Here is a 23913-nt window from a genome sequence, read left to right as displayed (position 1 = left end):
GCTCAGAGGGCCAGTTCGCAGCGGTTGCGTCCGGCGCGCTTGGCGCGGTACAGCGCCTGGTCGGCACGCTTGAGCGCCTCCTTGGGATTCTCCGCGGGTGCCAGCAGGGTGCAGCCGAGGCTGGCGGTCTGCCTGTACTGCAGCTGCTCCAGGGCGATCGGCTGCTCGGCGATGGCCAGGCGGATGCGCTCGGCGATGCGCAGCAGCTCGCCGGCGTCATGGACCTGGGTGAGGATCACGAACTCTTCGCCGCCGGCGCGGGTTACCACGTCCTGCGGGCGCACCGCCGCGCTCATCCGTCGTGCGCTCTCCCACAGCACCTGGTCGCCGGCGACGTGGCCGTGGCGGTCGTTGACCTGCTTGAAGTAGTCCAGGTCGCAGTAGATCAGCCCGAGGTGCAGCTTCTGGCGTTCCGCGGCGGCCTGTTCGAGGGGCAGGAAGTGGCGTAGTCCGGCGCGGTTCCACAGCTGGGTCAGGGGATCCAGCATGCTCTTGCGCTGTTCCTGGCTGAGGGCTACGCGCAGCTGGCTGGCCTGCGCCGACTGCTCGAGCAGGCGCAGGTAGCCTTCCACCAGGTAGGCCAGATCGCGTAGACGGGCCAGTTCCGCCTCGCTCAGCCGGCGCGGAGTGGTGTCCAGCAGGCACAGGGTGCCGAGGATCATTCCGCTGGCGTCGCGCAGCGGCTGGCCGGCGTAGAAGCGCACCTTCGGCGTCTGCAGCACCAGCGGGTTGTCGCAGAAGCGCGGGTCGGCGAGGCTGTCCTCCACCACCAGGGCGTCGCCCAGGGCCACGGCGTGGCCGCAGAAGGAGATGCTGCGCGGCGTCTCGGGCACTTCCAGGCCCTGGCGGCTCTTGAACCACTGGCGGTCCTTGTCGACCAGGCTGACCAGCACCATCTTCACCCCGAACAGCTCGCGGGCCAGACGCGTCAGGGTGTCCAGGTAGGGATCGGCCGGGGTGTCGACCAGGTTCTGACGGTCCAGCGCCTGCTGACGTTCGGCCTCGTTGGCGGGGAGTTCAGCGCTCAGCATCGGAAACCTCTTGTGCGGTGGACGGGGCGAACCAGCGGTCGTGGCGGGTCAGGCTGCAAGCATAGCCAGCCAGCACCAGTCCCCGCACCCCCATGAAGGTCAGGAAGGCCAGCCACAGGCCGTGGTTGCCGAGGCCCTGCAGCGCCCAGCCGACCGGCAACGCCAGGGCCACGGCGAGCAGCATGGCATCGCGCATCTCCCGCGCCCGGGTGGCGCCGATGAACAGCCCGTCGAGCAGATAGCTGACCACCGCCAGCGGCGGCAGGGCGGCCAGATAGGGCAGGTAGGCGTAGGCCACTGCGCGCACCTCGGCGATGTCGCTCTGCAGGGCGATGAACAGTCGCCCGGCGCACAGGAACAGGGCGCTGAAGGCCAGGCTGCCGAGCAGCGACCAGAGCCCACAGACCATCATGGCGCGGCGCAGCGCCAGGCGGTCGCCGGCGCCGATGGCATGCCCGGCCAGTGCCTCCATGGCGTGGGCCAGGCCGTCGAGGGCGTAGGCGGTGACCAGCAGGCCGTTGAGCAGCAGGGCGTTGGCCGCCACCGTGGCGTCGCCGAGCCGCGCACCCTGCACGGCGACCAGGAAGAACACCCCCTGCAGGGCCAGGGAGCGGATGAAGATGTCGCGGTTGACCGCCAGCAGCGGCTGCCACTCGGCCCAGCGGCGCAGCGCCGCCCAGTCCAGCCGTCCGGGGTACCGGCGCAGGGCCTGCCGGCTCAGCGCCAGGCCGAGCAGCGCGCCGCTCCATTCGGCGAGCACCGCGGCGCGTGCCGCACCGCTCACCCCCCAGTCCAGGCCGAGCACGAAGAGCAGCGACAGCGCCGCGTTGAGCAGGTTGGTGGTGAGCAGGATGGCCAGCGGCGCGCGGGCGTTCTGTCTGCCGAGGAACCAGCCGACCAGGGCGTAGTTGGCCAGCGCCGCCGGCAGGCCGAACAGGCGGACGTGCAGGAACTCGCGGGTCAGCCCGTCGAGCGCTGCGGACGGATTCATCAGCCCCAGCGCCAGGCCGCCGAAGGGCAGCGCCAGGGCGCCGAGCAGCCCGGCCAGGGCGAGGGCCAGCAGCAGGCCCTGGCAGAGAACCTGGCGCAGCGCGCCGCCATCCGCGCGGCCGGCGGCCTGGGCGGCGAAGCCGGTGGTGCCCATGCGCAGGAAGCCGAGGATGCCGACCACCAGGGTGTAGAGGGCGCCACCCACCGCCACCGCACCGAGCTGGTGGGCGTGCGGCAGGTGGCCGACCACCGCGCTGTCCACCAGCGCCACCAGCGGCACCGAGAGGTTGGAGAGGATCATCGGCAGTGCCAGCGCCCAGACCTTGCGGTGGGTCGGGCGGTGCTGCCAAGCGTCGAGCAGGGCGGACATGCGGCTTCCTTGGGTGAGTCGGGGTATGCCGGCGCAGCGGCGGGGCACGGAGGCGCAGTGTACGACGCTCCGCCGCCCGGCCAGGGCACGGGGAGACCCCGGCCGCCAGTCTCGTAGCGGGGCAGGGCGCTCGGCTATAGTGAGCGCCTTCCAACTCCAATGACCGCCCTTCGGGAGCCTGCCATGTCGTACAAGGGATTGTTCCTGGCCCTCGCGTTCGCCTGTCTCGGCGCCTGCGATTCCTCCACCCCCGAAGCGCCGCCCCTGGCGCCGGCCGCCAGCGTCGAGGAGGCCCGTCCCGCGCCGGCGGATGGCGCCGCCCTGGCCGCGCGCTATGCCGGCCGCGAGCTGCAGGTGGTGGACGTCTCGGAAATCCAGGTGGACGGCGCCAGCGCCCTGTCGGTGAGCTTCTCGGTGCCGCTGGACCCCGAGCAGGCCCTGGCCGAGCGCCTGCACCTAGTGGACAGCAAGAGCGGCAAGGTGGACGGCGCCTGGGAGCTGGCCGATAACCTGATGGAGGTGCGCCTGCGCCACCTGGAGCCGCGCCGCAAGCTGGTGTTCACCGCCGACGCCGGACTGCGCGCGGTCAACGGCAAGACCCTGGCCAGGGAGCACGTGGTGCGCCTGACCACCCGCGACCTGCAGGCCAGCGTCGGCTTCGCCAGCCGCGGCTCGCTGCTGCCGACCCGCCTGGCCGAGGGGCTGCCGGTGATCGCCCTGAACGTCGACAAGGTCAACGTCGAGTTCTTCCGGATCAAGCCCCAGGCCCTGCCGGCCTTCCTCAGCCGCTGGGGGCGGGCCAGCAGTCTGGAAACCTGGGAGGCCAATGATCTGCTGCCGATGACCGAGCTGGTCTACGAGGGCCGCTTCGACCTCAACCCGGCGCGCAACACCCGCGAGACTCTCCTGCTGCCCATCGCCGGCATCCCGCCGCTGCAGCAGCCGGGCGTCTACCTGGCGGTGATGCGCCGTTCCGGCAGCTACGCCTACAGCCAGCCGGCCACCCTGTTCACCCTGAGCGACATCGGCCTCTCCGCGCACCGCTACCGGGACCGTCTGGACGTCTTCGCTCAGGCCCTGGACGGCGGTGCGGCGCTCTCCGGGGTCGAGCTGGAGCTGCTCGACGGCAACGGCCGGAGTCTGGCCGGCGGTCGCACCGACGACCGCGGCCACGCCCAGCTGGCGCTGGCGGAGAAGGCCGAGCTGCTGCTCGCCCGCCAGGGCGGGCAGACCAGCCTGCTGCGTCTGAACGGCGCCGCCCTGGACCTCGCCGAGTTCGACATCGCCGGGCCTCAGGCCCATCCGTTGCAGCTCTTCGTGTTCGGCCCGCGCGACCTCTACCGCCCCGGCGAGACGGTGCTGCTCAACGCCCTGCTGCGCGACGCCGACGGCAAGCCGGTGCCGCCCCAGCCGGTGCACGTCGAGGTGCGTCGCCCGGATGAGCAGGTCAGCCGCAAGTTCGTCTGGAATCCCGACGACAGCGGCTTCTACCAGTACCGCCTGGAACTGGCTGGCGAGGCGCCCACCGGCAGGTGGCAACTGCTCTTCGACCTGGGCGACGGCCGGCCGCAGCTCTACGAATTCCTCGTCGAGGACTTCCTGCCCGACCGCCTGGCCCTGGAGCTGCAGGGCAGCGCGCGGCCCCTGGCGCCCGCCGCGGCGGCGCGCTTCCAGGTGGAGGGCCGCTACCTGTATGGCGCCCCGGCCTCCGGCAACCGCCTGTCCGGGCAGCTCTACGTGCGCCCGCTGCGCGAGGCGGTGGCCGGCCTGCCCGGCTACCAGTTCGGCTCGGTGACCGAGGAGGAGCTGACCCAGAACCTCGACCTCGAGGAGACCACCCTGGACGCGGCCGGCAAGGCCACCCTGGAAATCGCCAGCCAGTGGGCCGAAGCCCGCTCGCCGCTCAAGCTGATCCTCCAGGCCAGCCTGCAGGAGTCCGGCGGCCGGCCGATCACCCGGCGCCTGGTCCAGCCGGTCTGGCCGGCCGAGCGGCTGCCGGGGCTGCGCGGGCTGTTCGATGGCGACTCGGTGGACGCCGACGGCCTCGCCGAGTTCGAGCTGCTGGTCGCCGATCCGGCCGGCAACAAGCTGGCCGCCGAGGGCCTCAAAGTGCGCCTGGTGCGCGAGCGCCGCGACTACTACTGGAACTATTCGGAAAGCGACGGCTGGAGCCACCACTACAACGAGAAGTACCTGCAGCTCGCCGAGGAGACCCTCTCGGTGGTTGCCGGCGGCACCGCCAGGGTCAGCTTCCCGGTGGAGTGGGGCCCCTACCGCGTCGAGGTGCAGGACCCGCAGACCGGTCTGGTCAGCAGTCTGCGCTTCTGGGCCGGTTACCGCTGGCAGGACAACGCCGAGGGCGGCGCGGTGCGTCCCGACCAGGTCAAGCTGAGCCTGGACAAGCCGGCCTACAAGGATGGTGACACCGCACGGGTCACCGTCACCCCGCCGGCCGCCGGTAAGGGCTACCTGCTGGTGGAATCCAGCGAGGGCCCGCTGTGGTGGCAGGCGGTGGAGGTGCCGGCCGAGGGCAGGAGCTTCGAGATTCCCATCGCCCGCGACTGGGCGCGCCATGACCTGTACGTCAGTGCCCTGGTGGTGCGTCCCGGCGAGCGCAAGGCGGCGATCACCCCGAAACGCGCGGTGGGCCTTCTGCACCTGCCGCTGGAGCGCAGCGAGCGCAAGCTGAGCCTGGAGCTGCAGGCGCCGGAGAAGATGCGCCCCAATCAGGCGCTGAAGGTCCGCGTTCAGGCCCGCGACGCCAGCGGCGCCCCGGCGGGCCGGGCGCGGGTGCTGCTCGCCGCGGTGGACGTCGGCATCCTCAACATCACCGACTACCAGACCCCCGATCCCTTCGCCGGGCTGTTCGGCCGCAAGGCCTACGGGGTCGACCAGCTGGACGTCTACGGCCAACTGATCGAGGCCGGCCAGGGGCGTCTGGCCAGCCTGGCGTTCGGCGGCGACGCGGCTCTGGCCGGCGGCGGCCAGCGCCCGGACACCAGCGTCACCATCGTCGCCCTGCAGAGCCAGCCGCTGACCCTGGACGAGCAGGGCCAGGGCGAGCTCAGCCTGGACATTCCCGACTTCAACGGCGAGCTGCGCCTGATGGCCCAGGTGTGGAGCGACGAGCGCTTCGGCATGGCCGAGGCGAAGACGGTGGTCGCCGCGCCGCTGATCGCCGAGTTGTCGGCGCCGCGCTTCCTGGCCGGCGGCGACCGCACCAGTCTGGCCCTGGACCTGCGCAACCTTACCGAGCAGGCCCAGCAGCTGAGCGTCGGCCTGCGCAGCGCAGGTCAGCTGCAGCTGCTCGACGACCTGGCGGAACGCCAGGTGCGCCTGGCTCCCGGCCAGCGCCTTACCCTGCAGATACCGGTGCGCGCCGAGGGCGGCTACGGCAGCGGCGAGGTCGAGGTCAGCGTGCGGGGCCTGGAACTGCCTGGCGAGCAACTGCCCAACTATGTGCGCAGCTGGCGGATCGGCGTGCGCCCGGCCTATCCGGCGCAGCTGAAAAGCTTCCGCGCGGTGCTCGAGGATAAGCCCTGGAGCCTGCCGGCCGGCACTCTGGAGGCCTTCGAGCCAGCCGGCCGCGAGGCGCTGCTCAGCCTGTCCAGCCGTCCGCCGCTCAACCTCGGCGAGCAGATCCGCGCCCTCGAGGCCTATCCCTACGGCTGCCTGGAGCAGACCACCAGCGGCCTCTACCCGAGCCTCTACGCGGATGCCGCCAGCCTCGCGCGCCTGGGCATCGCCGGCGAGGCGGACGAGGCGCGGCGGCGCAAGATCGAGCTGGGCATCGAACGCCTGCTCGGCATGCAGCGCCACAACGGCAGCTTCGCCCTGTGGAGCGCCGACGGCGAGGAGGAATACTGGCTGACCGCCTACGTCACCGACTTCCTGCTGCGCGCTCGCGAGCAGGGCTTCGGGGTGCCCGCCGAGGCGCTGAAGAAGGCCAGCGAGCGGCTTCTGCGCTACCTGCAGGAACGCAGCCTGATCGAGGTGGGCTACAGCGACGACTCCGCGCACAGCCGCTTCGCCGTGCAGGCCTATGCCGGCTACGTCCTGGCGCGCAGCCGGCAGGCGCCGCTCGGCGCCCTGCGCAGCCTCCACGAGCGACGCAGCGAGGCCAAGTCCGGCCTGCCCCTGGTGCACCTGGCCATCGCCCTGCGCCTGATGGGCGACCAGCCGCGCGCCGACGAGGCCCTGGCCGCCGGCCTGTCCCGCGGCCGCGACGACCGCCAGTGGCTGGCCGACTACGGCAGTGCCCTGCGCGACCAGGCGATGATCCTCGCCCTGCTGGAGGAGCATGACCTGGCTGCCGGCAGCCGCGAGCAGCGCCTGTTCGGCCTGGCCGATTTGCTGGCCCAGCACCAGTACCTGTCCACCCAGGAGCGCAACGCCCTGTTCCTGGCCGGCCGTGACCTGCTCGGCAAGCCTGAGGGCGACTGGCGGGCGCAGCTGCAGATCGGTGGGCAGCACCGCGAGCTGAGCAGCGCCGCGCCGGGCCTCAAGCTGGAGGGCACGGCCCTGGCCGAGCCGCTGACCCTGCGCAACCTGGGCGCGGACACCCTCTACCAGCGGCTGGACATCTCCGGCTACCCGGTTGAAGCGCCGCGTCCCGGCGGCGAGAACTTGAGCATCCGCCGCGAATACCTGGATCTCGACGGTCGTCCGCTGGACCTCGGCAACCTGCGCAGCGGCGACCTGCTGTTGGTGCACCTCGCCCTGGAGGCCCGCCAGCGGGTGCCCGACGCCCTGGTGGTGGACCTGCTGCCGGCCGGCCTGGAGCTGGAGAACCAGAACCTCGCCGGCAGCGCCGCCAGCCTGGCCGACGCCGGCGGCGCGCTGCAGGACTGGCTGCGCTCGATGCAGAACGCCGCCATCAAGCACCAGGAGTTCCGCGACGACCGCTATGTCGCCGCCCTGGACCTGAGCGGCTATGACACCACCCACCTGCTCTACCTGGCCCGCGCCGTCACACCCGGCCGCTACCGGGTGCCGCCGCCGCAGGTGGAGTCCATGTACCGGCCGAGCTGGCAGGCCATCGGCGAGACCCCGGGGATGCTGGAGGTGCGCGGGCGCTGAGTGCCGCGAGGCCCTCTCCCGCTTGCGGGAGAGGGCGGTCCGGCTAACCGATCAGCAGGCTCAGCAGCCACAGCCCCAGCAGCAGTATCAGCACCCCGTAGATGAGCGAACCCCGCAATAGCGCCCGCCCGGCATGGACCAGCAGCAACAGCCCGATGATCAGGGCCAGCAGGCTCAGCCAGGTCGGGTCCATGCCCAGGGCGCGGGCCAGGCCGTCGAGAAAGGCGCTGCCAGCGTGGCCGATGCTGGCGAAGAAGGCGCCGATGCCCTCGACGAGGAAGCGGATGATCGCGCCCAGCGTTTCGCCGAGCCATTCGAAGAAGCCTTCAGAGCGCATCGTCGGTGTCCTTGAATTGCGTGCCCGTCCTGTTCCACCTTGGGCCCTCGGTGCCCGCCGCGAGTTCCCCGAAGCCTTCCTGGAGCCCCGCATGTTCCGTCCCCTCGCCCGTTGTGCCACCCCCGCCGCCGGGTTGCGCCGATGAGCTGGCGCAGCGCGCGAAGCCGCCTCTGGCGCTGGGGGTGCTGGCCGCTGCTGGCGCTGGCCCTGCTGTGGCTGGCCGACCGGCTGTTTCCGTTGCCGCTGCCGGGCGACGATCTGGCGCGGGTGGTGCTCGCCGAGGATGGCACGCCGCTGTGGCGCTTCGCCGATGCCGAGGGGGTGTGGCGCTATCCGGTAAGCCTCGAGAAGGTCTCGCCCTACTACCTGGAGGCGCTGCTCACCTACGAGGACCGCTGGTTCTACCAGCACCCTGGGGTCAACCCCCTGGCCCTGGCTCGCGCCGCCTGGCAGAACCTCAGCGGCGGTCGCGTGCTGTCCGGCGGCAGCACCCTGTCCATGCAGGTGGCGCGTCTGCTGGATCCCCATGCGCGCACGCTGCCCGGCAAGCTCAAGCAGTTGTGGCGCACCCTGCAGCTGGAATGGCACCTGTCCAAGGCGGAGATCCTCGGTCTCTATCTGAACCGCGCGCCCTTCGGCGGCACCCTGCAGGGCGTGGCGGCGGCCAGCTGGGCCTACTTGGGCAAGCCGCCCAGCCAGCTGAGCCGCAGCGAGGCGGCGCTGCTCGCGGTGCTGCCCCAGGCACCCAGCCGGCTGCGCCCGGACCGCCATCCGGAGCGCGCCCAGGCGGCCCGCGACAAGGTCCTGGAGCGTCTCGCCGCCTTCGGCGTCTGGTCCCGGGAGGCGGTGCAGGAGGCCCTTCAGGAGCCGGTGCTGCTCGCTCCGCGCCAGGAGCCGCGGCTCGCCCCGCTGCTGGCCCGCCGCCTGAACCGGCCCGGCAGCCCGCCGCTGATCCGCACCCTGATCGATGCCGCGCTGCAGCGCCGCCTGGAGGAGCTGCTGCTCGGCTGGCGGGCGCGTCTGCCGGAAGCCACCTCGGCGGGGCTGCTGGTGGTGGAGACGCAGAACATGGCGGTGCGCGCTTACCTGGGCTCGCTGGACATCGGCGACGAGCGCCGCTTCGGCCACGTGGACATGGTTCGCGCGCTGCGCTCGCCGGGCTCGACCCTCAAGCCCTTCCTCTACGCCCTGGCCATGGACGCCGGGCTGATCCATTCCGAGTCGCTGCTGCAGGACGTGCCGCGCCGCTACGGCGACTACCGGCCGGGCAACTTCAACAGCGGCTTCAGCGGCCCGGTGTCGGCCAGCGAGGCCTTGGCCACCTCCCTCAACCTGCCGGCGGTGCAGCTGCTGGAGGCCTACGGGCCGAAGCGCTTCGCCGGGGAGCTGCGCGCCGCCGGCCTGCCCCTGGTGCTGCCGCCTCTGGCCGAGCCGAACCTGGCGCTGATCCTCGGCGGCGGCGGGGCGCGCCTGGAAGACCTGGTCGCCGCCTATAGCGCCTTTGCCCGTGGTGGGCGCACCGCGCGGCTGCGTTTCAAGCCCGAGGACGGGCTGCACGAGCGGCGCCTGCTGTCTCCCGGCGCGGCCTGGATCGTCAAGCGCATCCTGTCCGGCCAGGCGCGTCCGGACCGCGATCCGCGCGCCCAGCTTGCGCCGCGCCCCAGCCTGGGCTGGAAGACCGGCACCAGCTACGGCTTCCGTGACGCCTGGGCGATCGGCGTCGGGCCGCGCTACCTGATCGGCGTCTGGCTCGGCCGTCCGGACGGCACTCCGGTGCCTGGGCAGTTCGGCCTGGCCTCGGCGGCGCCGCTGCTGCTGCAGGTACACGACCTCCTGGTCAACCGCGACCGGCAGCGCGGTATCGCCCATCCGCAGGAGCCGGTGCCGGCCAGCGTCGGGGTGGCGGCGATCTGCTGGCCGCTCGGCCAGGAACAGGGCAAGGACGATCCCAACTGCCGGCGCCAGCGCTTCGCCTGGATCTTGGACGGCACGGTGCCGCCGACCCTGCCAGCGGCCGACCAGCCCCTCGGCCTGGGGCTGCGCCAGACCATCTGGGTGAACGCCGCGGGCCTGCGCGTGAGGCCCGGCTGCCCGGGCGCGCAGGTCCGCGAGTTGGCCTTCTGGCCGGCCGCCCTGGAACCCTGGCTGCCGCGCCGCGAGCGGCGTGCCGCGCGCCTGCCGGCTGCCGATCCGGCCTGCCCGCCGCTGGCCGAGCCGCAGCCGGAGCCGCTGTCCATCGTCGGGGTACGCGACGGCGACCGACTGCGCCGCCCGGCCGCCAGCCGCGAGACGCTGCAGCTCGAGCTGTCTGCCCTGGGTGGCGACGGGCGGCGCTGGTGGTTCCTCAATGGCGCGCCGCTGGCCGAGAGCGCGGAAGGTGGGCGGATCTCCGTGGCCCTTGCCCGGGCCGGCCGCTATCAGCTGAGCGTGCTGGACGAGAGCGGACAGACCGCGCGGGTGGAGTTCCGGGTGGGCGACTGACTCAGGCCAGGGTCAGGCGGTTGCGGCCGTCGGCCTTGGAGCGATAGAGAGCGCCGTCGACGCGCTTGAAGAAGGCCTCGGCGGAGTCGTCGCGAGCCGGATTGAAGCTGCCGACGCCGAGGCTGGTGGTCAGCGGTAGGCGCTGGCCGTTCAGCTCGAAGCCCTGGCTGGCCAGCTCGGCGCGGAACCGCTCGGCCAGCTCGCGGGCCTGCTCCAGGGAGGTGCCCGGCATCAGCACGCCGAACTCCTCGCCGCCCAGGCGCAGCAGTACGTCGCTGTTGCGGCGGAACACCTGGCGCATGCGCTCGGCGAACACGATCAGGCAGGCGTCGCCGCTGGCATGGCCGAACTGGTCGTTGATGCGCTTGAACAGGTCGATGTCCAGCAGGACCAGCGACAGCGGGGTGCGCTGGCGTCGCCCGTTGGCCACCATGGCCGGGAACAGGCTGTTGAAGTGCAGACGGTTGCCCAGCTGGGTCAGGGGGTCGGTGCGGCTGAGTCGGGCGAAGCGCTCGCGCTGCTCGATCAGCTGGCGCTCCAAGGCGACCCGCGAGTGGTATTCGCGGTGGCTGCGGTCGATCACCAGCAGCAGGTAGCTGAGGTAGACCGCCAGGGTCACCAGCTCGGCCTGCTGCTCGTGGATCTGCAGGCCGAGCACCGCCAGGCCTGGTAGGTAGAGCAGCTGCAGGGCGGTCATGCAGCGCCGCTTGCTCATCGGGAAGTTGAAGACCATCGAAGTACTGAACGCCAGGGTGCCGAGGGTGGCGATCGGCGTCGCGGCAGAGAAGGCGGGACTGTACAGCGTCCAGGCATGGCTCACGCCCCAGCCTAGGGAGGAGAGGTAGAGCAGCCGCCAGTGCTGGTCGAGCCAGAGGTGGAGGTTGGCCTCGTTCTCCTGGACGGGCAGCCGGTGCAGCCAGCGCAGCGCCATGATGAGGGCGAAGTACAGGGTGCCGGCGAGACCGAGGAGCAGCGAGCCTGGGGTGGCGGCGAACAGCCAGATCAGCAGCCAGCCGATCAGGTAGTAGATGGCGCCCAGGCGGGTTCGGGTCCGGGTGTCCTGGGCTTCCCGCCAGAGGGCGAGGTACTCGGAAGGAGGAAGGCGGGCGTCGGGGGCCATCTTTTGTGATCACAAATGCAGCGGAGCAGGCGCATAGTGGCATTGCCGGGCGATGGAAGCAATGTGCCGGTATGTAAATTGCTTGCAAGTCCGCGTCCGCGCCGCTGCCGGGAGCGCCAGTGCGTGCGGAGCCCCGCTGGCTGCCGTCCCGCCAGGGAGGAGCGGGGTGCCAGTTCAGCCGCGCCGGATCAGCCAGATGCCCGCGACGATCAGCAGGAGCCCAGTGAGCTTGCCGAGGCTGATCGGGGCCTCGCGAAAGCCCGCCCAGCCGAAGTGGTCGAGCAGCACGGCCATGCCCAACTGGCCGGCGATCACCAGCACCATGAACAGCAGGGCGCCGATCCGCGGTCCGGCGAAGGCGGCGGTGACGATGAAGAACACCCCGAGGAAGCCGCCGCACCACTGCCACCAGCTCACCCCGCGCAGCACACCGAGGCCGGGCAGCTCGCGCTGGGCGAGGACCACCACCAGAAGGGCCAGGGTGCCCACCGCGAAGGATATCAGCCCGGCGGCCAGCACGCTGGAGATGTGTTTGGCCAGCTGACCGTTGATGCCGGCCTGCAGGGGCAGGCAGGCGCCGGCGATGAGGGGAAGGGCGAGCAGCCACCAGGTGGGCGCGGGCATGGGGGATCTCCGGGCAAGAAAAGGGCGGGCATTATGCCGGCGCCGGCGCCACTTGCCAGTGGTCGAGGCCCCCGCGGCTGCCGCAGGACGACTCCGCTCGCCGACCGGGGGCGGCACTTGGCCCGCGCGGCTGGCGGAATGCCGGCGCTGGACTATCTTTTCAGGACGCCCGAGTCTCCGGCAATGTACCGGGACACGCCTGAAGAGGAGAACAGGATGGACATGAACCGTCGGCAATTCTTCAAGGTCTGCGCCGTTGGCCTTGGAGGATCGAGCCTGGCGGCCCTGGGAGTGGCTCCGCCCACTGCCTTCGCCGATCAGGTCCGCCACTTCAAGCTGGCGCGTACCATCGAGACGCGCAACACCTGCCCCTACTGCTCGGTCGGCTGCGGCCTGATCATGTACAGCCAGGGCGATGCCGCGAAGAACGTCGCGCAGAACATCATCCACATCGAAGGCGATGCCGATCACCCGGTGAACCGCGGCACTCTGTGCCCGAAGGGCGCCGGCCTGCTCGACTTCATCCACAGCCCGAACCGTCTCAAGCACCCCGAGGTGCGCGAGCCGGGCTCCAACGAATGGAAGCGCATCAGCTGGGACGAAGCACTCGACCGCATCGCCAGGCTGATGAAGGACGACCGCGACGCCAACTTCATCGAGAGGAACGCCGCCGGCCAGACCGTCAACCGCTGGCTGAGCACCGGCTTCCTGGCGGCTTCGGCGTCTTCCAACGAGGCCGGCTACATCACCCACAAGGTGGTGCGCTCCCTCGGCATTCTGGGCTTCGATAACCAGGCGCGTGTCTGACACGGCCCGACGGTGGCAAGTCTTGCCCCGACGTTTGGCCGTGGAGCCATGACCAACCACTGGGTCGACATCAAGAATGCCGATCTGGTCCTGATCATGGGCGGCAACGCCGCCGAGGCGCACCCGTGCGGCTTCAAGTGGGTCACTGAAGCCAAGGCGCACAACAAGGCCCGCTTGATCGTGGTGGACCCGCGCTTCACCCGTTCCGCCTCGGTCGCCGACCTCTACGCGCCGATCCGCGCAGGTAGCGATATCGCCTTCCTCGGCGGGCTGATCAACTACCTGCTGGAGCACGACAGGATCCAGCACGAGTACGTGCGCAACTACACCGACGCGACCTTCATCGTGAAGGAAGGCTTCGGCTTCGAGAACGGGCTGTTCAACGGCTACGATCCGAACACCCGCAGCTACCCGGACAAGTCCGCCTGGGGCTACGAGCGGGGCGAGGACGGCTACGTGCTCACCGACCCGACCCTGAGCCACCCGCGCTGCGTGTTCAACCTGCTCAAGCAGCACTACAGCCGCTACACCGCGGATGTGGTGAGCAATATCTGCGGCACGCCGAAGGACGCCATGCTCAAGGTCTGGGAAGCCATCGCCGAAACCGCGGCGCCGGACAAGACCATGACCATCATGTACGCCCTCGGCTGGACCCAGCACTCGGTGGGCTCGCAGATGATCCGCACCGGGGCCATGGTGCAACTGCTGCTCGGCAATATCGGCATGCCCGGTGGCGGCATGAACGCCCTGCGCGGTCACTCCAACATCCAGGGGCTCACCGACCTGGGGCTGCTCTCCAACCTGCTGCCCGGCTACCTGACCCTGCCGTCCGACGCCGAGCAGGACTACGCGGCCTACATCGCCAGGCGCACCAGCCAGCCGCTGCGTCCCGGGCAACTGTCCTACTGGCAGAACTACGAGAAGTTCCATGTCAGCCTGATGAAGGCCTGGTACGGCAAGAACGCCGCGGCGGAGAACAACTGGGGCTACGACTGGCTGCCCAAGCTGGACATCCCCGGCTACGACGTGCTCAAGGTCTTCGACATGATGTACGAGGGCAAGATCAACGGGTACTTCTGCCAGGGCTTCAACCCCATCGCCGCCTTCCCCAACAAGGCCAAGGTGGCCGCCGGGCTGGCGCGCCTCAAGTTCCTGGTGGTGATGGACCCGCTGGCCACCGACACCTCGGAGTTCTGGCGCAACGCCGGAGACTTCAACGACGTCGACCCGGCGCAGATCCAGACCACGGTGTTCCGCCTGCCCACCTCCTGCTTCGCCGAGGAGGACGGCTCCCTGGTCAACAGCGGCCGCTGGCTGCAGTGGCACTGGAAGGGCGCCGAGCCGCCGGGCGAGGCGCGTACCGACATCGCCATCATGGCCGGTCTGTTCATCCGCCTGCGCGAGCTGTATCGCAGCGAGGGCGGTGCCTATCCGGAGCCGATCCTCAACCTCGACTGGCCGTACCTGAAGCCCGAGGAGCCGAGCCCCGAGGAGCTGGCCAGGGAGTTCTCCGGCAAGGCCCTGGAGGACCTGACTGATCCGGCCACCGGCGCGCTGCTGGTCAAGGCTGGCGAACAGCTCTCCGGCTTCGCCCAGCTGCGCGCGGACGGTAGCACGGCGAGCGGCTGCTGGATCTTCTGCGGCTCCTGGTCGGCGCAGGGCAACCTGATGGCGCGGCGCGACAACGCCGACCCCTACGGGATGGGGCAGACCCTCGGCTGGGCCTGGTCCTGGCCGGCCAACCGGCGGATCCTCTACAACCGCGCTTCGGCCGATCCCAGCGGCAAGCCCTGGAATCCGCAGAAGAAACGCCTGGTATGGTGGAACGGCAAGGCCTGGACGGGCACCGACGTGCCTGACTTCAAGGCCGACTCGCCGCCGGAAGACGGCATGGGGCCGTTCATCATGAACCCGGAAGGGGTGGCGCGCTTCTTCGCCGTCGACCGCATGGCCGAGGGGCCCTTCCCCGAGCACTACGAGCCCTTCGAGACGCCGATCGGCCGCAACCCGCTGCACCCGGACAACCCGCAGGCCACCTGCAACCCGGCGGCGCGGGTGTTCAAGGGCGACCTGGAGGTGTTCGGCAAGGCCGAGGAGTTCCCCTACGTGGCGACCACCTACCGGCTCACCGAGCACTTCCACTTCTGGACCAAGCATTGCCGGCTCAACGCCATCACCCAGCCGGAGCAGTTCGTCGAGATCGGCGAGGCCCTGGCCCGGGAGCTGGGCATCGCCGCTGGCGACCGGGTCAAGGTGTCCAGCAACCGCGGCTACATCCGCGCGGTGGCGGTGGTGACCAAGCGCATCCGCCCGCTGACGGTGGACGGCAAGACCGTGCACCAGGTGGGCATCCCGCTGCACTGGGGCTTCTCCGGGGTGGCGCGCAACGGCTATCTGACCAACACCCTGACTCCCTTCGTCGGTGACGGCAACACGCAGACGCCGGAGTTCAAGTCGTTCCTGGTCAACGTGGAAAAGGCGTGAGGTGAGCCATGAGTAGCCAAGACATCATTGCCCGCTCCGCGACCACCACGCCGATGCCCTCGGTGCGCCAGGTCGACGAGGTGGCCAAGCTGATCGACGTGTCCAAGTGCATCGGCTGCAAGGCCTGCCAGGTGGCTTGCTCGGAATGGAACGAGCTGCGCGACGAGGTGGGCCACAACCACGGCACCTACGACAACCCGGCAGACCTCACGGCGAGCAGCTGGACGCTGATGCGCTTCACCGAGCACGAGACCGAGAGCGACAGCCTCGAGTGGCTGATCCGCAAGGACGGCTGCATGCACTGCGCGGAGCCGGGCTGCCTGGCGGCCTGTCCGAGCCCCGGGGCCATCGTCAAGTACGCCAACGGCATCGTCGACTTCAACCAGGACAAGTGCATCGGCTGCGGCTACTGCATCACCGGCTGCCCGTTCAATATCCCGCGCATCTCGGCGAAGGACCACAAGGCCTACAAGTGCACGCTCTGTTCGGACCGGGTGGCGGTGGGCCTGGAGCCGGCCTGCGTGAAGACCTGTCCGACCGGCGCCATCGTGTTCGGCACCAAGGAGGCGATGAAGCAGCACGCCGAGGAGCGCATCGTGGACCTCAGGTCCCGGGGCTTCGCGCAGGCCGGGCTGTACGACCCGCCGGGCGTCGGTGGCACCCACGTGATGTACGTGCTGCACCACGCGGACCAGCCGTCGCTGTACGCCGGGCTGCCGGACGATCCGCAGATCAGCCCCATGGTCAGCCTGTGGAAGGGCATCACCAAGCCCCTCGGCCTGCTCGGTATGGGCCTGGTGGCGCTGCTGGGCTTCTTCCACTACGTGCGGGTCGGCCGCAACGTGGTGGAGGAGGACGAGCACGGCCCCGACCCGGCGGTGCACCAGGTCGATCCCGCGGTCCATCCCTACGACCCGCGCGAGCCGCGGGTCTAGCGGAGGCGGCATGAACGGGCATGTCGCGGCTGGCGTCGTCTCCCGGCGCGGAGGGCGACGGCCGCGGCCCACAGCATCATCAGGAGTCGACGATGAACAGAGACATCCAGCGCTACACGGCCTCCGAGCGTAGCAACCACTGGGCGGTGGCCATCCTCTTCGTGCTCGCCGCCCTGTCCGGGCTGGCGCTGTTCCACCCGGCGCTGTTCTGGCTCAGCCAGCTGTTCGGCGGCGGGCCTTGGACGCGCATCCTGCATCCCTTCCTCGGCCTGGCCATGTTCCTGTTCTTTCTCTGGCTGGCCATGCGCTTCGCCCGGCACAACCGCTTCGACGCCAACGACCGGCGCTGGCTGCGGCAGTGGCGCGACGTGGTCGGCAACCGCGAGGAACGGCTGCCCGAGGTGGGCCGCTACAACGCCGGGCAGAAGCTGCTGTTCTGGGGGCTGCTGCTGTGCATGCTGGTGCTGCTGGTGACCGGCTTCATCATCTGGCGCCAGTACTTCAGTCATCTGTTCGGAATCGAGCTGATCCGCCTGGCCTCGTTGCTGCACGCCTTCGCCGCCTGGGTGCTGATCTGCAGCATCATCGTCCACGTCTATGCCGGCTTCTGGGTGAAGGGCTCCATGGGCGCGATGCTCAGCGGGCGGGTCAGCCGCGGCTGGGCGCGCAAGCACCATGCCGCCTGGCTGAAGCAGGTGAGTCCCGACGAGGCCAAGCAGCGCTGATCCGGCCGGGGTGCCGGCGGCGCCCCGCGAACCCCAACCTGAGCCAAGGAGTCCTGCGTGTCAGGCACCATTCTCGAACCCGGGCAGATCGAGGCCGCGGCCAACATCCCGCCCTTCATCCTGCTGCCCACCCCCGACCTGTTCGCCCACCGTGCCGTGCGCCTGCGCCAGCTGGCCGAGGGGCATCCGCTGGGTGACTACCTGCGACTGATCGCCCGCCTCTGCGACGCCCAGCAGCGCCTGCTGGACGGCCCTCCGCAGCTGCCACCGGCGGACCCGCAGGCCCTGGAGCGCAGCCGCGAGCACGGCATGCCGCCCCTGGCTTTCGAGATGCCGGTGCGCGAGGGCGCCTGGCTGGGGCTGCTGGACGGTCTCGTCGACGATCTGCAGCCGGACGCCGTCGGCCAGGTGGCCGAGGCTCTGGCCAGCCTGCGCCGCGCCGATGCCGGGCAGCGCAAGGCCTGGGCGCTGGCCCTGCTGAGCGGCCAGTTCGACCTGCTGCCGGCGGCGCTGGTGCCCTTCCTCGGCGCCGCCCTGCAGGTGGCCTTCAGTCACTGGCTGCTCGGCCTGCCGGACGGCCAGCTGATCGAGCGCGAGGCGCAGACCCTGTGCCCGGCCTGCGGCTCGCCGCCGGTGGCCGGGGTCATCCACCACCGCGGCAAGTCCAACGGCCTGCGCTACCTGGCCTGCTCGCTGTGCTCCTGCCAGTGGCACTACGTGCGGGTGAAATGCAGCCACTGCCAGGAAAGCAAGCGCCTCGCCTACCTGTCCCTGGAACGCGACGATCTGGGCGCCGCCCGCGCACCGCTGCGCGCCGAGGTCTGCCCGAACTGCCAGGGCTACCTCAAGCAGTTCTACCGGGAGTTCGCCCCAGACGCCGAGCCCCAGGCCGACGACCTGGCCAGCCTGGCACTCGACCTGCGCCTGGCCGAGGAGGGCTACCTGCGCCGCGCCCCGAACCTGCTGCTCTCGCCGGGCGGCGGGGACTGAGCCGCCATTGCCTAAACTTGCTCCACCTGCCTACGGTCCATCGTCGCGAGGTTCGTGCCTTGACCGCCATCCGCCTGCCCTCCATCGATCGCCTGCTGCGCAGCCCGGCCTGCCAGCCGCTGCAGCAGCGCTACGGCCGCGAGGCCCTGTTGAAGACCCTACGCGACCTGCTCGACGAACTGCGCGAGCCGGTGCGCCACGGCCAGCTGGCCGCCATCGAGCTGAGCGAGGCGGTGCTCGCCGGGCGTGCCGGCGAACGCCTGGCCGCCAGCCACGCCAGCCGGGTGCGCCGGGTGTTCAACCTGACCGGTACCGTGCTGCACACCAACCTGGGCCGCGCCCTGCTGCCGGAGGAGGCCATCCAGGCGGTGGCCCTGGCCGCCCGTCACCCGCTGAACCTGGAGTTCGACCTGGCCAGCGGCCGGCGTGGCGACCGTGACGAGCTGATCACCGGGCTGATCCGCGAGCTGACCGGCGCCGAGGCGGTCACCGTGGTCAACAACAACGCCGCCGCCGTGCTGCTGGCGCTCAACAGCCTGGGCGCGCGCAAGGAAGGCATCATCTCCCGCGGCGAACTGATCGAGATTGGCGGCGCCTTCCGCATCCCCGACATCATGGCCCGCGCCGGAGTCAGGCTGGTGGAGGTGGGCACCACCAACCGCACCCACGCCCGCGACTACGAGAGCGCCATCGGCCCGCGCACCGGCCTGTTGATGCGCGTGCACACCAGCAACTACAGCGTGCAGGGCTTTACCGCCAGCGTGGCCACCCGCGACCTGGCGGGCATCGCCCACGCCCATGGTCTGCCGCTCCTGGAGGATCTGGGCAGCGGCACCCTGGTGGACCTGACCCGCTGGGGCCTGCCCAAGGAGCCCACGGTGCAGGAGGCCCTGGCCGACGGCGCCGACCTCGTCACCTTCAGCGGAGACAAGCTGCTCGGCGGACCCCAGGCCGGACTGATCCTCGGCAGCCGCGAGCTGATCGCGCGGATCAAGAAGAACCCATTGAAGCGCGCCCTGCGCGTCGACAAGCTGACCCTCGCCGCGCTAGAAGCGGTGCTCGGCCTGTACCGCGACCCCGATCGCCTGGCCGAGCGGCTCACCACCCTGCGCCTGCTCAGCCGCCCGCAGGCGGACATCCGCGCCCAGGCTGAGCGCCTGGCGCCACGGCTGGCCGGCGTACTCGGCGCTGGCTGGCAGGTCGCCGCGGCGGAGGCGCTGGGAATGATCGGCAGCGGCGCCCAGCCGGTGGCCCGTCTGCCCAGCGCCGCGCTCTGCGTGCGGCCGGTACAGCCCAAGCGTCTGCGCGGGCGGGCGCTGCGCCAGCTGGAGGAGCGCCTGCGCGGCCTGCCGATCCCGGTGCTCGGCCGCCTCGACGACGACGCCCTGTGGCTCGACCTGCGCCAGCTCGATGACGAGCCGGCGTTCCTCGCCCAGCTGGCGCAGCTCGCGGAGGGTGCGGCTTGATCGTCGGCACCGCCGGACACATCGACCACGGCAAGACCGCGCTGCTGCGCGCGCTCACCGGCCTGGAAGGCGACCGCCGCCCGGCCGAGCGGGCGCGCGGCATCACCATCGACCTCGGCTACCTGTACGCCGACCTGGGCGATGGCCAGCTCACGGGCTTCATCGACGTGCCCGGCCACGAGCGCTTCGTCCACAACATGCTGGCCGGGGCCTGCGGCATCGACCTGGTGCTGCTGGTGGTGGCCGCCGACGATGGAGTGATGCCGCAGACCCGCGAGCATCTGGCGATCGTCGAGCTGCTCGGCATTCCCCGCGCTCTGGTGGCGCTCAGCAAGTGCGACCGGGTCGGCGCCCAGCGGGTCGTCGAGGTGCGCGAGCAGGTCGCCGCGCTCCTGGCCGACGGGCCGCTCGCCGGCGCGCCAGTGTTTCCCCTGTCGAGCGTCACTGGCGAGGGCGTCGCGGCCCTGCGCACGGCGCTGCTGGCGGAGGCGCGAAGGCTGCAGGCGCGCAGCGCCGCCGGGCACTTCCGCCTGGCGGTGGACCGCGCCTTCAGCGTGGCCGGTGCCGGGGTGGTGGCCACCGGCACCGCCTTCGCCGGGCAGGTCAGGATAGGGGACGAACTGCTGCTCAGCCCCGCCGGCCTGCGCGTGCGGGTGCGCGGCCTGCACGCCCAGAACCGCGCTGCGCAGAGCGCCCGCGCCGGCCAGCGGGTGGCGCTCAACATCGCCGGCGAGCGCCTCACCGTGGAGCACGTCCAGCGCGGCGACTGGCTGCTCGCCCCGGCGCTGCATGCGCCGACCACCCGCATCGACATCGACCTGCAGCTGCTCGCCAGCGAAACCCGCGAGCTGGCCCACTGGACCCCGGTGCACGTGCACCTTGGCGCCCAGGATGTCACCGCCCGCATCGCCCTGCTGGAGGGCGAGCGCCTGGCTCCGGGGGGGCGCGGCTTCGCCCAGCTGCTGCTCAATGCTCCGGCCCATGCGGTGCACGGTGACCGCCTGGTGCTGCGCGACCAGAGCGCCCAGCGCACCTTGGGCGGCGGCCGTGTGCTGGACCCCTTCGCCCCGGCTCGGGACAGGCGCAGCCTGGCCCGTCTGGCCCAACTGGCGGCGCTGCGCGGCGAGGGCCTGGAGGCGGCGCTGCCGGTGCTCCTGGAAACCGCCAGCAACGGCCTGGTCCCGCAGGCCCTGGAGCGCCAGTTCAACCGCGTCCCGGCCAGCTGGCGTCTGCCGGACGGCGTGCAGGAAGTGCTCACCAGCCAGGGCCCGCGGCTGTTTCTGAGCGATCGCTGGACGCAGCTGCTGGCCGAGCTGCATGCCGCCCTGGCGCGCTTTCACGCCGAGCAGCCCGACGAGCTCGGCCCCGACCGCGACCGCCTGCGCCGCTACGCCCTGCCGCAGCTGGAGCGCCCGGTGTTCATCGCCTTGCTGGAACAGGCCCTGGCGGCCGGCAGCATCCAGGCCAGTGGCCCCTGGCTGCACCTGCCCGACCACCGGGTACAGCTCAGCGCCGAGGACGAGGCGCTCAGGTCACGGCTCTGGCCGCTGCTGGAGGCGGGCGGCTTCGACCCGCCCTGGGTGCGCGAGCTGGCCGGCGAGCTGCAGGTCGAGGAAGCCGCCGTGCGCCTGCTGCTGCGCAAGCTGGCGCGCCTCGGCCTGCTGCACCAGGTGGTCAAGGACCTGTTCTACCCGGACGCCAGCCTCCGCCGCCTGGCCACCGAGGCCCGCCGGCTGCAGGCAGAAACCGGAACCATCCGCGCCGCCAGCTTCCGCGACCGCATCGGCATCGGCCGCAAGCGCGGCATCCAGATCCTCGAATACTTCGACCGCATCGGCTTTACCCGCCGCTATGGCAACGAGCGGAAAATCAGGGCGGATTCGGCGCTGGCGCTTATGACCGAGGGGGAGGGGTAGTCGTCCGTTCAAGTTCGGTTGGAGGGCTTGCGGCAATCCGGGGTGTGGCTCCGGTTGCAGCCAGGGCTGGGCAGGGCGCCTGGCCGAAGGTTTTCAGGCGAGGCTGGTCGAGGCCACGCCCGCTAACTCCAGGTGCTGAGGATGTGCTAGGTTCGATCCCGGAGTTCGCCTGAGAACGGGCGAGGAGAAGTCCTCGGCCCAGCGAAGGAAGGCAATCACGCCCGGTGGCGTGGCCGGGCTTCAAACCCGGTTGGGGACGGCAGCCGTTCCTGGGTAGGTTCGACTCCTACTGCCTTCCGCCAATTCCGGCTTTGCGCCCTGGCGGCGGAAAGCCCATCCGGGAGGCCGCCCCCGGCTTCCCGCCTATCCGGCCAGGTTGCTCACTGGCGGCGCCGCGAGCGCTCGCGCAGGTACTCCAGCACCGCCTGCCGTTCACCGGCGAACTCGATGCGGCTGTCCTTCTGCGCGCGCTGGTAGGCGTACATGGGGTCGTAGTACTCGCGCAGCAGGCCCACGATCCAGGCGCGGTGCAGCTCGACCTTGCCGCTGCGCTGCTGTTCGTCGAGGGCGGCCTGCATCAGGGCGTGCAGGCGCTGGTAGCGTTCGCCGCCGAGGCGTTTGGTGATGTTGGCGAGACTCTGCAGCAGGCGCTCGGCGAACAGGGCGAAGCCGTTCTCCGCGCCGTGCACGGCGCTGAACTCGGCGCACAGGTTGCTGACGTAGTCGCGCAGGATGCGTTCGACGCGGTCCTCGAAGCTGTCCTCCAGCCACACCAGGGGGAAGCGCTGCATGCCCTGGTAGAGCTCCAGGGGTAGGGCGCAGCGGCCGATGGCGCGGCTCTCGTCCTCCAGCACGAAGTGCTCGCGGCCGGCGGCGCGGCGCTTGAGGAAGTCGATGGCCAGCAGGTTCTCGAAGTCGATCTGCCCGGGCTGCCCAGTGGCGCGCTTGCCGAAGCTGGAGCCGCGGTGGTTGGCCAGGCCTTCCAGGTCCAAGCCGTCGTCCAGGGCGGCGATCACCTCGGTCTTGCCGCAGCCGGTGAGGCCGCCGACCAGCACGAAGTCGCATTCCGCCACCGCCTGCTGAGTGGTGTCGATCAGGAAGCTGCGCAGCGCCTTGTAGCCGCCGATCACCCGTGGGTAGTCGATGCCCGCCTCGCTCTTCAGCCACTGCTGGACGATCTGCGAGCGCAGGCCGCCGCGGAAGCAGTACAGGTAGCCGTCGGGATGGGCGCGGGCGAACGTCGCCCAGGCGGCGATGCGCTCCTCCTTGAGCCTGCCGGAGACCAGCTGGTGGCCCAGTTCGATGGCTGCCTGCTGGCCGCGGTACTTGTAGCAGGTGCCGACCTTCTGGCGCTCCAGGTCGTCCATCAGTGGCAGGTTGATGGTGTGGGGGAAGGCGCCCTTGCGGTATTCCACCGGAGCGCGCACGTCCATCAGCGGGGTGTCGGCGAGGAACAGCTCGCGGTAGTCGGCGGTGTCGGTGCGCATCACAGCACCTCGACCGCGTGCCGCTTTCGCTCCACCAGCTCGCCGATGGGGGCGAGCTGCAGGCCCAGCTCGGCGGCCACGGCGAGGAATTCCGCCTCGCCCTCGGGGCTCACCGCGACCAGCAGGCCGCCGCTGGTCTGCGGGTCGCAGAGCAGCAGGCGGCGCTGTTCGTCCAGCGGGGCGATGCGCTCGCCGTAGCTGTCGAAGTTGCGGTGGGTGCCGCCGGGCACGCAGCCCTCGGCCAGGTAGTGCTCGACGCCCGCCAGGCGCGGCACGCGGTCGTACTCGATGCGCGCGGTGAGGCCGCTGCCATCGGCCATTTCCACCAGGTGGCCGAGCAGGCCGAAACCGGTGACGTCGGTCATCGCCCTGACCCCGGCCAGCTTGCCGAAGCGGCTGCCGGGCTTGTTCAGGGTGCACATCCAGTCGCGGGCCAGGCCGACGTCCTCGGCGCGCAGCTTGGCCTTCTTCTCCGCGGTGGTGAGGATGCCGATGCCCAGCGGCTTGGTCAGGTACAGGCGGCAGCCGACGCTGGCGCTGTCGTTGCGCTTGAGGTGGCGCTTGTCCACCACGCCGGTCACCGCCAGGCCGAAGATCGGCTCCGGGGCGTCGATGGAGTGGCCGCCGGCCAGCGGGATGCCGGCTTCGTCGCATACCGCGCGGCCGCCACGCACCACTTCGCGGGCCACTTCCGGCGGCAGCAGGTTGACCGGCCAGCCGAGGATGGCGATGGCCATCAGCGGGTCGCCGCCCATGGCGTAGATGTCGCTGATCGCGTTGGTGGCGGCGATGCGCCCGAAGTCGAAGGGGTCGTCGACGATCGGCATGAAGAAGTCGGTGGTGGACACCACGCCGCGCTCCTCGTCCAGAGCGTAGACCGCGGCGTCGTCGCGCGAGGCGTTGCCGACCCAGAGCTTCGGATCGAGGTTCTGCGCGCCGCTGCCGGCGAGGATCACCTCCAGCACCTTGGGGGAAATCTTGCAGCCGCAGCCGGCGCCGTGGCTGTACTGGGTGAGGCGGATGGCTTCGCTCATGGCAGGGTCCTCGTAACGCGGGGGCGGGGATTATAGG

General features: G+C 70.9%; 15 protein-coding genes and 1 tRNA gene. 9 read left to right on the top strand and 7 right to left on the bottom strand.

All coding sequences use genetic code 11. The features are described from left to right. Positions 1-2: 2 nt before the first annotated feature. Positions 3-1031 carry a sensor domain-containing diguanylate cyclase gene (locus tag H165_RS0100995; RefSeq protein ID WP_026146269.1) on the bottom strand — a complete coding sequence of 343 codons (1029 nt, stop codon included), beginning with the start codon at positions 1029-1031 and terminating at the stop codon, positions 3-5. Then, on the bottom strand, positions 1018-2391 hold the full coding sequence (locus tag H165_RS0100990; protein ID WP_017937027.1) for an MATE family efflux transporter: 1374 nt from the start codon (positions 2389-2391) through the stop codon (positions 1018-1020). Before H165_RS0100990 ends, H165_RS0100995 begins: the two co-directional genes overlap by 14 nt. Positions 2392-2574: 183 nt before the next feature. On the opposite strand from H165_RS0100990, the gene H165_RS0100985 reads away from it, so the two are divergent. After that, positions 2575-7470, top strand: a complete 4896-nt coding sequence (locus tag H165_RS0100985) for an alpha-2-macroglobulin family protein (RefSeq protein WP_017937026.1) — start codon at positions 2575-2577, stop codon at positions 7468-7470. Between the two features lie 43 nt (positions 7471-7513). On the opposite strand, the gene H165_RS0100980 is transcribed toward H165_RS0100985, so the two are convergent. Then, a complete protein-coding gene (locus H165_RS0100980; protein WP_017937025.1) occupies positions 7514-7807 on the bottom strand; it encodes a hypothetical protein in 294 nt (97 codons plus the stop codon). Positions 7808-7948: 141 nt separating this feature from the next. Between H165_RS0100980 and pbpC the strand changes: the two genes are divergently transcribed. Next, positions 7949-10288 (top strand): peptidoglycan glycosyltransferase PbpC, encoded by a 2340-nt coding sequence (gene pbpC, locus H165_RS0100975; RefSeq protein WP_017937024.1) that lies wholly within the window; start codon positions 7949-7951, stop codon positions 10286-10288. Between the two features lies 1 nt (position 10289). Here the strand turns inward: pbpC and H165_RS0100970 are convergent, their stop codons facing one another. Both H165_RS0100970 and H165_RS0100965 read right to left on the bottom strand, forming a co-directional pair. Continuing rightward, positions 10290-11408, bottom strand: coding sequence for a GGDEF domain-containing protein (locus H165_RS0100970; RefSeq protein WP_017937023.1), 1119 nt, complete (start codon positions 11406-11408; stop codon positions 10290-10292). A gap of 174 nt (positions 11409-11582) precedes the next feature. Continuing rightward, entirely contained in the window at positions 11583-12032 is a 450-nt protein-coding gene (locus tag H165_RS0100965; protein WP_017937022.1) for a DMT family transporter, read from the bottom strand. 216 nt (positions 12033-12248) lie between these two features. On the opposite strand from H165_RS0100965, the gene fdnG reads away from it, so the two are divergent. The 7 genes from fdnG (at position 12249) to H165_RS0100925 (ending at position 21657) form a co-directional block, all read left to right on the top strand. Beyond that, the gene (fdnG, locus tag H165_RS0100955) at positions 12249-15323 is read left to right on the top strand and encodes a formate dehydrogenase-N subunit alpha (RefSeq protein ID WP_155943564.1); all 3075 of its coding nucleotides are present in this window, start codon (positions 12249-12251) and stop codon (positions 15321-15323) included. A gap of 8 nt (positions 15324-15331) precedes the next feature. Then, positions 15332-16258, top strand: coding sequence for a formate dehydrogenase subunit beta (fdxH, locus tag H165_RS0100950; RefSeq protein ID WP_017937019.1), 927 nt, complete (start codon positions 15332-15334; stop codon positions 16256-16258). 92 nt (positions 16259-16350) lie between these two features. Continuing rightward, complete coding sequence (locus tag H165_RS0100945) at positions 16351-16983, top strand: formate dehydrogenase subunit gamma (RefSeq protein ID WP_017937018.1); 633 nt, start codon at positions 16351-16353, stop codon at positions 16981-16983. A 57-nt stretch (positions 16984-17040) separates the two neighbouring features. Further along, the gene (gene fdhE / locus H165_RS0100940) at positions 17041-17973 is read left to right on the top strand and encodes a formate dehydrogenase accessory protein FdhE (RefSeq protein ID WP_017937017.1); all 933 of its coding nucleotides are present in this window, start codon (positions 17041-17043) and stop codon (positions 17971-17973) included. Between the two features lie 59 nt (positions 17974-18032). Further along, on the top strand, positions 18033-19439 hold the full coding sequence (gene selA, locus H165_RS0100935; RefSeq protein ID WP_017937016.1) for an L-seryl-tRNA(Sec) selenium transferase: 1407 nt from the start codon (positions 18033-18035) through the stop codon (positions 19437-19439). Then, positions 19436-21355 (top strand): selenocysteine-specific translation elongation factor, encoded by a 1920-nt coding sequence (selB, locus tag H165_RS0100930; protein WP_017937015.1) that lies wholly within the window; start codon positions 19436-19438, stop codon positions 21353-21355. Before selA ends, selB begins: the two co-directional genes overlap by 4 nt. A gap of 206 nt (positions 21356-21561) precedes the next feature. Beyond that, positions 21562-21657: transfer RNA gene (locus tag H165_RS0100925), tRNA-Sec, on the top strand. A 78-nt stretch (positions 21658-21735) separates the two neighbouring features. On the opposite strand, the gene mnmH is transcribed toward H165_RS0100925, so the two are convergent. Both mnmH and selD read right to left on the bottom strand, forming a co-directional pair. Beyond that, positions 21736-22842, bottom strand: a complete 1107-nt coding sequence (mnmH, locus tag H165_RS0100920) for a tRNA 2-selenouridine(34) synthase MnmH (protein WP_017937014.1) — start codon at positions 22840-22842, stop codon at positions 21736-21738. Then, positions 22842-23876, bottom strand: a complete 1035-nt coding sequence (selD, locus tag H165_RS0100915; protein WP_017937013.1) for a selenide, water dikinase SelD — start codon at positions 23874-23876, stop codon at positions 22842-22844. Before selD ends, mnmH begins: the two co-directional genes overlap by 1 nt. Between the last annotated feature and the right edge of the window lie 37 nt (positions 23877-23913).

It is taken from the genome of Pseudomonas thermotolerans DSM 14292 (assembly GCF_000364625.1).
Lineage (GTDB): Bacteria > Pseudomonadota > Gammaproteobacteria > Pseudomonadales > Pseudomonadaceae > Aquipseudomonas > Aquipseudomonas thermotolerans.
The sequence above is the reverse complement of the archived record's forward strand: the minus strand, read 5'-3'. Positions and strand labels throughout refer to the sequence as shown.